Origin of the sequence: Mycolicibacterium peregrinum (assembly GCF_001665625.1) — a bacterium.
Lineage (GTDB): Bacteria > Actinomycetota > Actinomycetes > Mycobacteriales > Mycobacteriaceae > Mycobacterium > Mycobacterium peregrinum_B.
The window spans coordinates 13,878-28,838 of record NZ_LZSY01000197.1; the positions used below are offsets into that span (position 1 = coordinate 13,878).

Annotated in this window: 13 protein-coding genes; 8 read left to right on the forward strand and 5 right to left on the reverse strand. The window is 64.8% G+C overall.

Annotated features, from left to right (window positions below; all coding sequences use genetic code 11):
- Positions 1-88 precede the first annotated feature (88 nt).
- The 3 genes from A5779_RS31450 to A5779_RS31460 are packed head-to-tail and all read left to right on the forward strand — an operon-like array spanning position 89 to position 3,793.
- Entirely contained in the window at positions 89-1,108 is a 1,020-nt protein-coding gene (locus A5779_RS31450; protein ID WP_064887797.1) for an NAD-dependent epimerase/dehydratase family protein, read from the forward strand.
- Positions 1,105-2,721 carry a flavin-containing monooxygenase gene (locus A5779_RS31455; RefSeq protein WP_064887799.1) on the forward strand — a complete coding sequence of 539 codons (1,617 nt, stop codon included), beginning with the start codon at positions 1,105-1,107 and terminating at the stop codon, positions 2,719-2,721. Before A5779_RS31450 ends, A5779_RS31455 begins: the two co-directional genes overlap by 4 nt.
- Positions 2,714-3,793 (forward strand): alpha/beta fold hydrolase, encoded by a 1,080-nt coding sequence (locus A5779_RS31460; protein WP_064887801.1) that lies wholly within the window; start codon positions 2,714-2,716, stop codon positions 3,791-3,793. The genes A5779_RS31455 and A5779_RS31460 overlap by 8 nt, the downstream gene beginning before the upstream one ends.
- On the opposite strand, the gene A5779_RS31465 is transcribed toward A5779_RS31460, so the two are convergent.
- A complete protein-coding gene (locus tag A5779_RS31465) occupies positions 3,776-4,384 on the reverse strand; it encodes a TetR/AcrR family transcriptional regulator (RefSeq protein ID WP_064887803.1) in 609 nt (202 codons plus the stop codon). The two genes, A5779_RS31460 and A5779_RS31465, sit on opposite strands and share 18 nt — an antisense overlap.
- Positions 4,385-4,452: 68 nt before the next feature.
- Between A5779_RS31465 and A5779_RS31470 the strand changes: the two genes are divergently transcribed.
- From A5779_RS31470 to A5779_RS31480, 3 genes are read left to right on the forward strand one after another with little or no spacing between them, the layout of a single operon-like run.
- Positions 4,453-5,499 carry a phosphotransferase gene (locus A5779_RS31470; protein ID WP_064887805.1) on the forward strand — a complete coding sequence of 349 codons (1,047 nt, stop codon included), beginning with the start codon at positions 4,453-4,455 and terminating at the stop codon, positions 5,497-5,499.
- Complete coding sequence (locus A5779_RS31475) at positions 5,496-5,873, forward strand: nuclear transport factor 2 family protein (RefSeq protein WP_064887807.1); 378 nt, start codon at positions 5,496-5,498, stop codon at positions 5,871-5,873. The genes A5779_RS31470 and A5779_RS31475 overlap by 4 nt, the downstream gene beginning before the upstream one ends.
- A gap of 28 nt (positions 5,874-5,901) precedes the next feature.
- On the forward strand, positions 5,902-6,948 hold the full coding sequence (locus A5779_RS31480; protein ID WP_064887809.1) for a TIGR03857 family LLM class F420-dependent oxidoreductase: 1,047 nt from the start codon (positions 5,902-5,904) through the stop codon (positions 6,946-6,948).
- A 45-nt stretch (positions 6,949-6,993) separates the two neighbouring features.
- On the opposite strand, the gene A5779_RS31485 is transcribed toward A5779_RS31480, so the two are convergent.
- Positions 6,994-8,490: an acyl-CoA carboxylase subunit beta gene (locus tag A5779_RS31485; RefSeq protein ID WP_064887811.1), complete on the reverse strand. Its 1,497-nt coding sequence runs from the start codon at positions 8,488-8,490 to the stop codon at positions 6,994-6,996.
- 156 nt (positions 8,491-8,646) lie between these two features.
- On the opposite strand from A5779_RS31485, the gene A5779_RS31490 reads away from it, so the two are divergent.
- Entirely contained in the window at positions 8,647-9,702 is a 1,056-nt protein-coding gene (locus tag A5779_RS31490) for an LLM class F420-dependent oxidoreductase (RefSeq protein WP_064887813.1), read from the forward strand.
- Entirely contained in the window at positions 9,699-10,934 is a 1,236-nt protein-coding gene (locus tag A5779_RS31495) for a cytochrome P450 (protein WP_064887815.1), read from the forward strand. The genes A5779_RS31490 and A5779_RS31495 overlap by 4 nt, the downstream gene beginning before the upstream one ends.
- A gap of 78 nt (positions 10,935-11,012) precedes the next feature.
- Here the strand turns inward: A5779_RS31495 and A5779_RS31500 are convergent, their stop codons facing one another.
- From A5779_RS31500 to A5779_RS31505, 3 genes are all read right to left on the reverse strand, one after another.
- Positions 11,013-12,299, reverse strand: coding sequence for an amidohydrolase family protein (locus tag A5779_RS31500; protein WP_064887824.1), 1,287 nt, complete (start codon positions 12,297-12,299; stop codon positions 11,013-11,015).
- Between the two features lie 93 nt (positions 12,300-12,392).
- Positions 12,393-12,530, reverse strand: a complete 138-nt coding sequence (locus A5779_RS33270; protein ID WP_276028699.1) for a CstA-like transporter-associated (seleno)protein — start codon at positions 12,528-12,530, stop codon at positions 12,393-12,395.
- Positions 12,530-14,839, reverse strand: coding sequence for a carbon starvation CstA family protein (locus A5779_RS31505; RefSeq protein ID WP_236734943.1), 2,310 nt, complete (start codon positions 14,837-14,839; stop codon positions 12,530-12,532). The genes A5779_RS33270 and A5779_RS31505 overlap by 1 nt, the downstream gene beginning before the upstream one ends.
- Between the last annotated feature and the right edge of the window lie 122 nt (positions 14,840-14,961).

Below are 14,961 nucleotides of genomic sequence, written 5' to 3' on the forward strand. Positions count from 1 at the left end.
ATCTCCCCGTTTCTGACCCATTCTCGGGACGCTACTGAAAGCGTTACCGTAACATCGATCGCCAATTACCGATTCGGATGGAGTGGTGATGGATCGCCGGCGAAAAGTACTGGTCATGGGCGCGAGCGGAAACGTGGGTGCCTGTGTCACCCGCCAGCTTGTCGAGCGCGGTGACGACGTGCGGGTACTGCTGCGACGGAGCAGTTCGACGAAGGGTATCGAGGGCGTCGAGGTAGAACGCTGCTACGGAGACATCTTCGACACCGAGGCGGTGACGGCTGCGATGGCCGACCGCGACGTGGTGTTCTACTGCGTCGTCGACACCCGCGCACATCTGGCTGATCCCACGCCACTTTTCAATACGAACGTCGAGGGCCTGCGCAACGTCCTGGACGTCGCGGTAAATGCCGACCTGCAGCGTTTCGTGTTCCTCAGTACCATCGGCACGATCGCCGTCGGCGACGACGGGGCAACCGTCGACGAGGACACCCCGTTCAACTGGGCGGGTAAGGGCGGCCCCTACATCGAATCCCGCCGTCAGGCCGAGGATCTGGTGCTGTCGTACGTGCGTGAGCGTGGGCTGCCGGCCGTGGCGATGTGCGTGTCCAACCCGTACGGTCCGCCTGACTGGCAGCCCAGGCAGGGTGCGCTCGTCGCAATGGCGGCGTTCGGACAGTTGCCGGTCTACGTCAGAGGCGTGGGCTCGGAGGTGGTCGGAATAGACGACGCTGCCGATGCTCTCATTCGGGCCGCGGAACGGGGCCGGATCGGCGAGCGCTACATCGTCTCCGAAAGGTATATGTCTCAACGGGAAATGTTCACCACGGCCGCGGAGGCGGTCGGTGCCCGACCGCCCAGATTCGGAATACCGATGGCTCCGCTCTATGCCTTCGGGTGGTTGGCCGGTATGTCGAATCGATTGTTCGGCACCGACTTCCCGATGAACCTTACGGCGGCGCGGCTGATGTGGCTGACCTCGCCGGCCGATCACGGGAAGGCCGCCCGCGATCTGGGTTGGAAGCCCGCTCCTACCGCCGAATCGATCAGCCGGGCAGCACAGTTCTACGTCGACCGGAAGAGCCGCAACGAAAAGGTCATCGACTTGTGAGCGCCACAGATTTCGATGTGATCGTCGTCGGCGCCGGATTCTCCGGCTTGTATGCACTACATCGCCTACGAGATCAGGGCCTGCGGGTAAGGGTCCTGGAGAAGGCGGATGACGTGGGCGGCACCTGGCTGGTCAACCGGTACCCGGGCGCCCGCTGCGACATCGAGAGCATCGAATACTCCTACAGCTTCAGCGAGGAGATCCAGCAGGAGTGGGTGTGGACGGAGACGATGCCGGCGCAGCCTGAAATCGAGGCGTACCTGAACTTCGTCGCCGACCGGCTGGACCTTCGCCGTGACATCGCCTTCGGTACCGAGGTCGTGGCCATGACCTTCGACGAAGGCGCCGCGCAGTGGACGGTCACCACCGCCGAAGGCCAGGTTCTACGCACACCGTTCGTGGTCGCCGCCACCGGAATCCTCTCGGTGCCACTGGAACCCGACATCCCCGGGATGGCCCGATTCACCGGCACCTCGCTGTATACGAGCCGCTGGCCGCGCGAGGGTGTCGACCTCACCGACAAGCGGGTCGGGGTGATCGGCACCGGCTCCACCGGTGTGCAGCTGATACCGGTGGTGGCGGGGCAGTGCGAACATCTCGTGGTGTTCCAACGGTCCCCGGCGTTCACGCTGCCGTGGCAGGTCCGGTCCTTCGAACCCGGGGAACTCGACGCGCTCAAGGCTGACTATGCGGCCATCCGCGCTGCGCAGCGGGAACATCCGGTCGGGGCGGCGCGGCTCAGCGCCTTCTCGGTGCTGCTCGAGATGCTGGTACGACCGCCGGTGAAATCCGCTTCACCCGAGGAGAAACGACGCGCGGTCGAGGAACACGGCGTGATGGGCGCGCTCAACTGGGGTGATGTCTTCTTTGACATCGACGCCAACCGGATGGCCACCGAGCTCTACGGGCAAGCCGTGGCCCGCATCGTCTCAGATCCGCAGACCGCGGCGTCGCTGACACCGAGCCATCCGTTCGCGTGCAAGCGGCCCATCATCGACCAGGGCTACTACGAGACGTACAACCGTGACAACGTCACGCTGGTCGATCTGCGCAAGGGCGCCATTCGTGAGGTGACGGCGACCGGGATCTCCACCGAACAGGGTGACTTCGATCTCGATGTGATCGTGTATGCCACGGGATTCGACGCCATGACCGGGGCGTTGAGCCGGATCGACGTGCGGGGCCGCGACGGCATGGTGCTGGGGGAGTACTGGTCCAAGGCGGGCGCACTGTCCTATCTGGGCGTGGCGGTGGCCGGGTTCCCGAACCTGTTCACCATCCAGGGCCCGGGAAGTCCCTCGGCGGCAACGAACTTCGTAGCAGCACTGGAGCAGCATGTGGAGTGGATCGCGGACTGCATCGGGTACCTGAGGTCCAATGGGCGCCGGAGCATCGAGGCGACGCCGCAGGCGCAGGACGAATGGGTCGAGCACACCACGGCGCTCGTGGAGCCCACGGTGCTGATGGATCCGAGCTGCAACTCCTGGTACAACGGCGGCAACGTCCCCGGTAAGAAGCGGATGTATCTCGGCTACACGGCGGGCATCCCCGAATACCGTCGCCGCTGTGACCAGATAGCCGCTGACGGGTATACGGGATTCACCGTTGCATAGGGCCGTCCGGATCGCGTGGGAGCTGGGTGGCGTGGTGCCGCGCTCGGTGGGTGCGCTCGCCGGGCAATGGAATCCATTGTCGGTCAATGGCCTTCGTCAACTCGGTGAGGTCACTCTCGACGAGCTCGTCGTCACCGGTATGACGCTGACCGGTCCACCGCCGGAGCTTCCCCGTCCACTGGGCGAATACCAGTGGGCAGCCGACGAACTCGGCTTACTCGGTATCGACGCGGCGCACCCGAAGCCAGATGCTCTGCAGGTCAAACACATCCGGCCACGTAGGTTCGGTGCGCTGACGTTCGAGGAGCTGGTCTTCGACCACGAACCCGCCCTGCCCGCCTCGGTGCTGGCCGACGGGCACGGTGGCGTCGCCACGGCAAGAGCCCGGCTGTACCGGAGTGGAGACGACGCGCGACCCTGGCTGATCTGGGTGCACGGGGCGGGCCAGGGCGACCCGATGGACCTCCTCGTTGCCCGGGTGCGTCCTCTGAGGGACCTCGGCTTCAACGTCGCCTTACCCGTGCAGCCGGGGCACGGGCCGCGGCGCCGGTCCTGGCCGGAGTATCCGGCTCGGGATCCGCTGGCCAACGTGGCCGGCATGATGCGGGCGGTGTCGGAGGTGCGGGCGCTGATCGGTTGGCTGGAACCACAGGCGTCGTCGATCGCGGTGGCCGGCTTGTCGCTGGGCAGCGCGGCGGCGGCGCTGGTGTCGCATCTCGACGCTCGGGTGGACGCGGTGGCGCTGTACACGCCGATCCTCGGCCTCAACGCGATGATCGGGATGCACCTGGGACGCTGGGGATTGGCGGGGCAGCAGTCGGCGCGCCAGTTGCAGTCAGCCACGGTGGCGGCGATGTCCTCCGTGATCGACCCGCTGCGTACCCGACCGTGTGCCGAGCGGCGTCTGATCGTGGGCGCCTGGCATGACCGGATGGCAATGCGCAGTTCGGCCCTGGCCATGCACGAGCAATGGGGCGGCGAACTCTACTGGCACGACGGAAGCCATGTGGGGCACCTGTTCTCCGGTGCGGTGCAGGATGCGACCGAGCGGTTCTTAACGACCGTAGCTTGACGTGATCCGGGCCCGTACGCAGTCGATCTCGTGGTCGAGATCGTGGTCCTCGGGCAGGACCACCCACTGGAACGCGATCCCGAAGATCGATCCGGTGATGTCCCGCGACGCCATGTCGACGTCGATGTCGGGGCGCAGTGAACCGTCGGCGATACCGGTGCGCAGCCCGGCTTCGATCTTGACGGCTGCCCCGGCCAACTGTGCGCGCACCCCGTCGCGCAGCGGCGACGTGGTTTTCACTGCTTCGAATGCCGACACGAACATGGCCCTTGTCACCGCGGCATCCTCGGCATGAATTTCCTGCACGCGGTCGAAATGCGCGAGCACCTGCTGCAGCCCGGTGGCGCCCGGTTCGGGATCGGGGTTCAGGCGCGCCACGTACACCTCCTGGAAGGCGTCGAGGATGGCGTCCTTGCTGCCGTAGCGGGCGTGCACCATGGCCCGGCTGTACCCGGCTCGTCGTCCGATCTCAGCGGCAGTCGTTGCTTCCCAGCCCTTTTCGACGATCAACTCAGCGGCAGCCTGCAGCAGCCGACGCGAGGACTGTTCCACGCGCTCCGGCTGGGTGAGGCCCTGCGCTGGGGAAGGCACCCTTGCATATTAGACGGTCGACAACTAACTTAGTTGTTCAGCGTCAAATTAGTGTGCGGAGGTCGACGATGACATCAGTCGCGGTGCCGGTGTCCGGACCGGTGCCCACGGGCATCGAGGAGGTGACGGCGTCCTGGTTGACCGAGGCGCTGGGCACGAAGGTGACGGCAGTGCGGGCCGAGCGGATCGCGCTGGACACCGGCTTCTCCGCTGCGCTGTACCGGATCCATCTGAACGGATCCGATGATGTTCCAGAGACTTTGATCGTCAAACTGCCCGCCGACTCGTTGGCGCGTGGCGGCATGGAGATGCTTGGGGGTTACCACCGCGAACTGTACTTCTACCGGCATGTCGCGCCAGATGCGCCCATCGCAACGCCGCACTGCCACGTCGCTCGCATGTCGGGACCCGACTTCGTGCTCGTGCTCGAAGATCTGCGGGACTGGGAGAACGCCGACCACCTGGCCGGGCTGTCGCTGCCGCGCGCCCAACTCTGTATCCAGCAGTTGGCCGGCTTGCATGCCTGGTCAGTCGGCGTCGATGAGGCTGTGCTGCAGGAATTCCCGAGCATTGACAGTACATTGACCCGGGACTTGTTTCTGCCGGCTTTCGCTCCTGGTTGGCAGCTCTACCGGGACCATACCCGTCAATCGGTGCCCGCGGCAGTCGCCACGTTCGCCGAACGATTCGCCGATCTCGCACCCACCGCGCTTACCGCGCTCGCGGACCGAAACATGCTGCTGCACGGAGATATCCGGGCTGACAACATGTTCTTTCGCGAAGATGCTCTCAAGGTGGTCGACTTTCAGCTGACGGTCCGCGGCGCGGGTGCGGCCGATATCGCGTATCTGGTCAGCCAGGGTCTGCCGACCGAGGTGCGTCGCGGCCGGGACGAGGAGCTGGTGCGTGAGTACGTCAGCCAGGTTGACGGGTACACGTTCGACGAGGCGTGGCGGCATTACCGTCTCGCGACCGCGCTGCTGCTGTACATGCCGGTGGTCGCCCTGCTCACCTGGGATGTCGCGCCTGAACGGTCCCGGCAGCTGTGCCTGACCCTCATCGACCGGGCTGTCGCGGCGATCGAAGACATCGACGCCCTTGAGGTGTTCGCGTGACTGTTCGCACTGCGCGCGAAGTGGTCGAACAGTACAACTGGGTGGTCTGGAACGAGAAGGACTTCGCCCTTGCCGATGAACTGTTGGGAGAGACCGTCACCCGCCACGATGTAGGCGAGGCGAAGGTGCTCACCCACGAAGAGGCGGTGAAAAGGGTGATCGAACACTGGGCGATGTTCGACACGATCCGGTTCGACCTCAACCTGGTCGTCGCCGGTGACGACGGCGAGCACGTGGCGATCGTTTATGAATCCCCGATGACGTTTCCTGACGGTAACGCCATGACGGTCAGCAGCATGGAGATCTTCCGGGTGGTCGACGGCCGGATCACCGAAGTGTGGAACTGTGGTTACAAACAAGGAGTTTGGGTATGACCGACGAGCGCTTGCGCGAGGAGCCGAAATGACCGACCGATTCCTGGACGAACTCGGTTACTACCTGCTTGCCGGTGCAGGCGGTGAAGGCCCGGCCACGTTGATGGACGAGGCGCGCCGCGGCGAGGAACTCGGCTTCGGCACCGCATTCATCTCGGAGCGGTGGAACGTCAAGGAAGCCTCCTCGCTCGTCGGCGCTGCCTGTGCGGTAACCGATCGGATGCAGATCGCCACGGCGGCAACCAATCACAACACTCGACACCCCCTGATCACCGGATCGTGGGCCACCACGATGCACCGGTTGTCCCGGGGCCGATTCACGTTGGGCATCGGGCGCGGCGTGGCGGCCATGTACAACGCGTTCGGGGTTCCCGCGGTGACCACCGCGCAGATGGAGGACTTCGCACAGGTCATGCGCAAGCTGTGGCACGGCGAGGTGGTGTTCAATCACGACGGCCCGATCGGCAAGTATCAGGTGCTGTTCCTCGACCCCGACTTCAACGAGGACATCCGGTTGGCGATCGTGGCCTTCGGCCCGCAGACCCTGGCGCTCGGTGGGCGGGAGTTCGACGACGTCATCCTGCACACCTACTTCACCCCCGAGACGCTGCAACGCGCGGTCAAGATCGTCAAAGAAGCAGCCGAGCGGGCCGGCCGCGACCCCGACAGCGTGCGGGTGTGGTCGTGCTTCGCCACCGTGGGCGATCACCTGCCAGAGGAACTGCGACTGAAGAAGACCGTGGCCCGGCTCGCCACCTACCTACAGGGCTATGGCGACCTGTTGGTGAGCACCAACGGCTGGGATCCGGCAGTGCTGCAACGCTTCCGGGAAGACTCCGTAGTCACCTCGATACCGGGCGGCATCGACCACAAGGCCAGCGCCGAGCAGATCGAGCACATCGCCACGCTGATACCCGACGAGTGGTTGGAACCATCTGCCACCGGATCGGCGAGCCAATGCGTGGACCGCATCCGCAAGGAGTTCGACTACGGTGCCGATGCCGTGATCATGCACGGGGCCACCCCGGACGAGCTCGAGCCGATCGTCACGGAGTACCGCGCCACCAAGGTGTGACCCACGAGAAGTCTCCCGCAAGCGGGGGACTTCTCGCGGAAGGCGTTACGGCGTGATCACGGTGCGCGACACCGGTTCCGCGACGGCCTGACGGCTGAAGATGCCGTGCTGCAGGGTGACCAACAGGGCATTGCGGGTCTCCTCGGGGGAGATGAGCTCGTCGAAACCGAGGTGGCCCGCTGACCGGAACGATGCCTCGAGTTCCATTCGCTTGAGCACCTCGGTGTAATCCTCGCCGGCATGGGTGGCGGCGCTGAGCGCCGCCGCACCCATCGCCCCCATCGTCGCGCCGGGATAGGCGAACGTCGCGACCTGGTCGTCGAAGCCCAGCAGCGACATCACCATCGAGCCGAAGCCGAAGGCCTTACGCAATGTCACGTGCAGTTTGAGGGTGGTGGCGGCAGTCTGGGCGGCGAACATCCGCGCTCCGCTGCGCAGCACGCCGCTGCGTTCGGACTGGCTGCCCGGCAGCATGCCGGGATTGTCGGCGAGGAACACGATCGGCAGGTGGAACGAGTCGGCCACGGTGATGAAATGGGCTGCCTTGTCGGCGGCATCGGCATCGATCGAACCGGCCATCACCTGTGGCTGGTTTGCCACCACCGCGACCGGATAACCGCCCAGATGGGCGAGAGCACAGATGATCGCGCGGCCGAATTTCGGCTGGACCTCGAACCAGTCGGGCCGGTCGAAGATCTCGTCGATCACCGCGCGCATGTCGTAGATCTGGCGGTTGTCGCGGGACACGATATCGAGAATCTCCGGGGTGAGCCTCGGGTCTGCGGTGTCGTCGGCAAGCCGCGTCGGCGGGTATGACCATGCACTGGACGGGAAATACGACAGGTAGCGCCGGATATCGTCGATGACCGTCTCGTCGTCCTCGGCGTAGTTGTGGATCACGCCGCTGGCCAGTGCCACGTTCGGGCCGCCGAGATCCTCCTTCGAAATGTCCTCTCCGGTGGACTCTTTCACCACCGGGGGCCCGGCGGTGAAGATAGCTCCCTGATGGCTCATGATGCTGAAGTCGCACACCGGGGCCACCAGGGCACCATGGCCGGCGGACGGGCCGAGGATCGCCGATACGGTGGGCACCTTTCCCGAGCATTTCGCCTGGGCGATCAGATCGGTCGGGGTACGTCCGTAGTGCTCACCACTGGGGCGGAAACCCGCGCCCTCCAACAACATCACGAGTGGAATCTTGTTACGCAAGGCCAACTCGGCGAGCCGATAGCGTTTGGCGTTTCCGCCCGGGCCGATACTTCCGGCCAGCGTGGTGAAGTCCTCGGCGCCCACCATCACCGGAGTGCCGTCGATACGGCCCGCACCGGCGACGAGGCCATCGGCGGCGATGTCGCCCCCGACCAGCGTCCCGAACTCCTGAAAAGTGCCGGGATCCAGCAGCCGCGCGATCCGCGCACGGGCGTCGAGCTTGCCCTTGCCGTGGTGCTTGGCCAACCGCTCGGGACCACCCATGCCGTGGGTGTGCTCGCGTCGACGAGCCAGGTCCTCGAGCGTTTCCTTCCACTCCGGGTCGTTCGTCATGCCGGCGTCCTTGTCATGCCACTGTCCTCACTCGTCGCGCAGTGCCCTAGGGGCCTCAGCGTACCGCCGTTGACCATACTGAATTGCTTACTGTAGCGTCGATGAGGTGATCGGGTTGCACATGGTCGGGCACGGTGGCAAAGGCGCGCACAGGCGATGAGCGACCCAGTTCCCCGCGACGTCAAGATCGATCGAGGCGTTCCCAGTCGGTTGACCGATGTCCCGGACATCGCACGTGAGCTCGAGGCCAGCGGTTACGACGGATGTTGGACCGGCGAGATCAACCACGACCCGTTCCTGCCGCTCGCGCTCGCGGCCGAGCACACCGAACGGATCCAGATCGGCACCAGCATCGCGGTGGCTTTCGCGCGCAATCCGATGACCATGGCTCAGCTGGGTTGGGATCTGCAGACCTACTCGGGCGGACGCTTCATCCTTGGCCTGGGCACCCAGATCCAGCCGCACATCGAGAAGCGTTTCAGCATGCCGTGGAGTCACCCGGCGCGCCGCATGCGCGAGTACATCGAAGCGCTGCACGCGATTTGGCAATGTTGGCGTGACGGCACCAAGTTGAGGTTCGAGGGCGAGTTCTACACCCACAAGATCATGACGCCGATGTTCACCCCGGAACCGTCGACGCTGCCGTTCCCCAAGGTGTTCCTCGCCGCCGTCGGTGAACTGATGACCGAGGTGTGCGGTGAGGTGGCCGACGGACTGCTGGCGCACGCGTTCACCACGCGGCGCTATCTGGACGAGGTGACCACCGTCGCGTTGCAGCGCGGAATGGACCGCGCCGGGCGCGACCGTCGTGACTTCGAGCTGTCTTGCCCGGTCTTCGTCGTCACCGGCGCCGACGAACGGGAGATGGCCGCGGCGTCGGTCGCCACCCGCAAACAACTCGCGTTCTACGGCTCGACGCCGGCCTACCGCAAAGTCTTGGACCTGCACGGCTGGGGTGATCTGCACACCGAACTGCACCGGCTCTCGCTGGATGGCCAGTGGGACGCGATGGGCGAGCTCATCGACGACGAGGTGCTCGCCACGTTCGCCGTGGTGGCACCGATCCCCGAATTGGCCGCCGCACTGCGGCGCCGCTGCGACGGCGTCATCGACCGCGTGCTGCCCGGCTTTCCCGCCGCTGTATCCCCGGAAACTGTCAACGCGGTGTTGCAGGAGTTTCGCGAATGCCCGCCAGTGAGGAGCAAAGTATGACCGTCCGCACCATTGACGATATCGCCAAGATGTTCGCCAACCCGTCGGCGTACGCCGACGAGGTGACTCTTCACGCGGACCTGACCCACCTCCGAGCCAACGCCCCAGTGTCCTGGGTCGAGGTGCCCGACTATGCCCCCTTCTGGGCGATCACCAAGCATGCGGACATCATGGAGATCGAGCGGGCCAACGACATCTTCACCAACTCTCCGCGCCCGGTGCTGGTCACCCGCGAGGGCGACGAGCAGCAGGCCGCGATCGGAATCCGGACGTTGATCCACACGGACGATCCGCTGCACCGCGATCTGCGGGCCATCGGAGCCAACTGGTTCCGGCCAAAGGCCATGCGCGCGTTGAAGGATCGCGCCGATGAACTGGCCAAGCGGTTCGTCGACAGAATGGTCGACGAAGGACCGGAATGCGATTTCGTGCAGCAGGTCGCCGTGAACTATCCGCTGTACATGATCATGACGCTGCTCGGTGTGCCCGAATCCGATTTCGCGTTCATGCTCAAGCTCACCCAGGAGCTGTTCGGCAGCGACGACGACGAGTTCAAGCGCGGCACCAGCATGGAAGAGCAGGGCATGGCGCTGCTCGAGATGTTCCAGTACTTCACCGAACTGACCGCCTCGCGTCGGGCGAATCCGACCGACGACCTGGCCTCGACGATCGCCAACGCCACGCTGGACGGGGAGCCGCTGTCCGATATCGACACGGTTTCCTACTACGCGATCATCGCCGCCGCCGGCCACGACACCAGCAGCGCCAGCATTTCCGGCGGTATGCACGCGCTGCTGCAGAATCCCGACCAGCTGGCCCGGCTGCAGAACGACATGAGTCTGATGCCGCTGGCGGTCGAGGAGATGGTCCGGTGGACGACACCGGTCAAGGAGTTCATGCGTACCGCGCAACAGGACTACGAGATTCGCGGTGTACGCATCGCCAAGGGCGAGTCGGTGCTGCTGTCGTATGTCTCGGGCAACCGTGACGAGGACGTCTTCGTCGATCCGTTCCGCTTCGACGTCGGGCGAGATCCCAACAAACACATCGCGTTCGGCTACGGTGTGCATTTCTGCCTCGGTGCCGCACTGGCCCGGCTGGAGATCAACAGCTTCTTCTCCGAATTGCTGCCGAGGCTGCGCTCCGCAGAACTCGCCGGCGAACCGCAGCACATGGCCACCACGTTCGTGGGCGGTCTCAAGCACCTGCCGGTGCGGTACTCGCTGCGCTGACAACGCCGAGCAGACACAAAACTGCCCCTTTTCGCATGAAAATGGGCAGTTTTGTGTCTGCTCGCGGGAAAACGGGCCCTAGTCGGAACCCGAGTTGCCCCGCGCCGCCGCGTGCAATGCGTCGCCGCGGGAGCCCTGCTCGTGATGGCTCAAGGCCTGGATCGAAACATCGTGGCCCTCAGCGGCTTTACGCAGAGCGCCGACGGTGGCCTGCTCCCGCGAGATGTGAGTGAACGGATCGAACGAATACCAGCGCATGGCGTTCTCGTGCGTCATCTTGTTGATCTCGTCGTCGGGGACGTTGTTCTCGGTCAGCACATCCCACAGTTCCTCGGGCGCGCCCGGCCACATCGAGTCGCTGTGCGGGTAATCGGCTTCCCAACTGATGTTGTCGATGCCAATCTTGTCGCGCAACGCCACGCCGACCGGATCCGAAATGAAGCAGGTCAGGAAGTGCTCACGGAACACCTCGCTGGGCAGCTTGCCGCCGAAGTTCTGATGCGTCCAGGTCGAGTGCATCTCGTAGGTGCGGTCGACGCGCTCCAGGAAATACGGAATCCAGCCGGTGCCGCCCTCGGACAGCCCGATCTTGAGATCCGGGTAATCCTTGATGGGCTTGGACCACAACAGGTCCGCGGCGGCCTGCACGATGTTCATCGGTTGCAGGGTGATCATGACGTCGAGCGGCGCGTCCGGAGCGGTGATGGCCAGCTTGCCCGACGACCCGATGTGCACGTTGAGCACGGTGTCGGTGTCGCACAACGCCTTCCACAGCGGGGTCCAGTAGTCGTCGTGGAAGCTGGGGTAGCCCATGGCAGCCGGGTTCTCGGTAAAGGTCAGGGCGTGCACACCCTTCTTGGACACCCGGCGCACCTCTTGGGCGCAGGCCTCGGCATCCCAGATCACCGGGAGCGCCATCGGGATGAAGCGGGCGGGGTAGGCACCGCACCATTCGTCGATGTGCCAGTCGTTGTAGGCCTGCACGAGTGCCAGGGAGAACTCGGGATCCTCGGTGGCGAACAGGCGGCCGGCGAAACCGGGGAACGACGGGAAGCAGATAGAGCCGAGGATGCCCCCGGCATTCATGTCCTTGACGCGCTCGTCGACGTTGTAGCAGCCCTTGCGGATCTCATCGAGCCCCTGGGGCTCCAGACCGTATTCCTCCTTGGGCCGACCGGCGACCGCGTTGAGCGCGACGTTGGGGATCACGATGTCGCGGAACTGCCAGGTGTCGCTGCCGTCGGGGTTGTGCACCAGGCGGGGTGCCTCGTCGGCGTATTTCTTGGGCAGGTGGTTCTTGAACATGTCAGGTGGTTCGACGATGTGATCGTCCACGCTGATCAAGATCATGTCGTCTTTATTCACGAAACGCGCTCCATTCACGACGGCCTTACCGTATGGACGACAGTTTAGCCGGGCGTGGCAGGTTCAGGCCAGGCGATCAGCAGATTCGCCGACTCAGCAGCAGCGCGCGCCGGGATTGGCCTCCGTGTTGCGGTGCCGCATCTTCCAGTAGTCGCGCTCGGACAGCACCGGTTCGTCCGGATGCGTCCGCTCCCGATGCGCTACGTAGCGCCGGTAGTGGTTGTCACCCATCAATGTTGACCAGTACCAGCCGATGTGGCGTGCGGCCTGGCGTGTGCTCCGGGTAAGGCGTCCCACTGCTTCTGCACCTCCTTCTCAACCTGGGTGGGAATCAGACCCGAGGGTGCGAAGATGCGCGACGGCACCTCCTCATCCACGGCCAGCGGCCTGGCGGCACCGCGCAGCGCCTGCAGCGCCATCACCACACCCGCGATGAACACGATCAGCACCAGCACGGCGAAGACGATCGACAACGTGCCCTGAATAAAGGTGTTGCGGATGACGGCGTCGATCTGATCGGGGGTCTTCGCTGCGCCGAACGTCGACTTTCCGGCCTCCTGGGCCGCGACATACTGCGAATGCTGCTTCCAGTAACCGACTTTCGGGTCGGCGGAGAAGATCTTCTGCCACGATGCCGTCATCGTCACCGTCAGGTCCCACAACAACGGAAGCCCCGGTATCCAGGCCCACTTCACCAAGCCGCGTTTGATCACCACGACGGTGACCACCGTCAATGCGATCGCGGCCAGCAGCTGGTTCGCGATGCCGAACAGCGGGAACAAGGTGTTGATGCCGCCCAGCGGATCTGTCACACCCATCAGCAGGATGGAACCCCACGCGGCGACCACGATGATCGAGCAGGCCCACGCTCCGACGCGCCAGCTGGGATCGCGCAACTTCTTCAGCGGCCCACCGAGATTGCCGAGGCCGTCGGACAGCATGAACCGGGCCACCCGGGTGCCGGCGTCGACGGTGGTGAGGATGAACAACGCCTCGAACATGATCGCGAAGTGGTACCAGAACGCCTTGAGGCTCTCTCCACCGAACACCTGGTGGAGCACCTCGGACATGCCGAAGGCCAGGGTGGGGGCGCCGCCGGTGCGCGACACGATCGACTGCTCGCCGACGCCATCGGCGGCTGCGGTGATCTCCTGCGCAGTGATCGGCTGACCGGACAGGCCAAGGCCGTTGACGTAATCGGCCGCGGTCTGTGCGGTGGTGCCGGTGGCCGCCGTCGGCGCGTTGATCGCGAAGTACAGGTGCTGGTTGAGGATCGCCGCGGTGATGAGGGCCATGATCGCGACGAACGACTCGGTGAGCATGCCGCCGTAGCCGATCAGCCGCATCTGGCTTTCCTTCTCCAGCAACTTGGGCGTGGTGCCCGAGGAGATCAGCGCGTGGAAGCCCGACAGTGCACCGCAGGCGATGGTGATGAACAGGAACGGGAACAACGAGCCGGCGAACACCGGGCCGGTGCCGCTGGCGGCGAACTGCGAAATCGCCGGTGCCTGCATCACCGGGCGCGCGATCAGTATGCCGATGGCCAGCAGGGCAATGGTGCCGACCTTCATGAACGTCGACAGGTAATCGCGCGGGGCCAGCAGGAACCACACCGGCAACACCGAAGCGGCCAGGCCGTAGATGATGATGCACCACGAGAGGGTGACCTTGGAGAGCGTGAACCAGTCAGCACCCCAGTCGGTTTCGGCCACCCAACCTCCGGAGATCACCGCGAGCAGCAACAGTGCGACGCCGATCAGGGACACCTCCGACACGCGGCCGGGGCGGAAGAAGCGCAGATACAGACCCATGAAGATGGCGATCGGAATCGTCATCGCGATCGAAAACACGCCCCAGGGACTCTCGGCGAGCGCGTTGACCACGACCAGGGCCAGCACCGCCAACAGGATCACCATGATCACCAGCACGCCGACGATCGCGGCCACGCCACCGACCAGGCCGAGCTCGTCGCGTGCCATCTGCCCGAGCGAGCGGCCGCGGCGGCGCACCGAGATGGACAGCACCAGATAGTCCTGGACGCAGCCGGCCACCACCGCGCCGATGATGATCCAGATGGTCCCGGGCAGATAGCCCATTTGCATGGCCAGCACCGGGCCGACCAGCGGGCCCGCTCCGGCGATCGCGGCGAAGTGATGACCGAACAACACGCGCCTGTCGGTCGGCATGTAGTCGGTGCCGTTCTCGAAAAGCTCAGCCGGAGTGGCATTGTCGTCGCGAGGCCGAACAATCTTCATCTCGATCAGCCGGGCGTAGAACCGGAATCCGATCACGTAGGTGCAGATCGCGGCGATCACGAACCAGACCGCGTTCACGGTCTCACCGCGGAAGAAGGCGATGACCGCCCAGGCCACTGCGCCGAGGACTGCGACCGCCGCGAAGATCGCCTTGTGTTTCACGGTGATCGGAGAGCGGTCGACTATCGCCACCGGCGGAAGATCTTTGTCGGTGCGGATGTAGGTGATGTCGCCGTCGTGGTCCTCGATGAAAAGATCACACCCGACGCGTATGACACTGGGCAAGCAAGGAGAGACCGTGGCAACACCAGATGCCCCACCGGCGGATCGCATCGAGGACCACGACGGCGACATCACCTACATCCGCACCGACAAAGATCTTCCGCCGGTGGCGATAGTCGACCGCT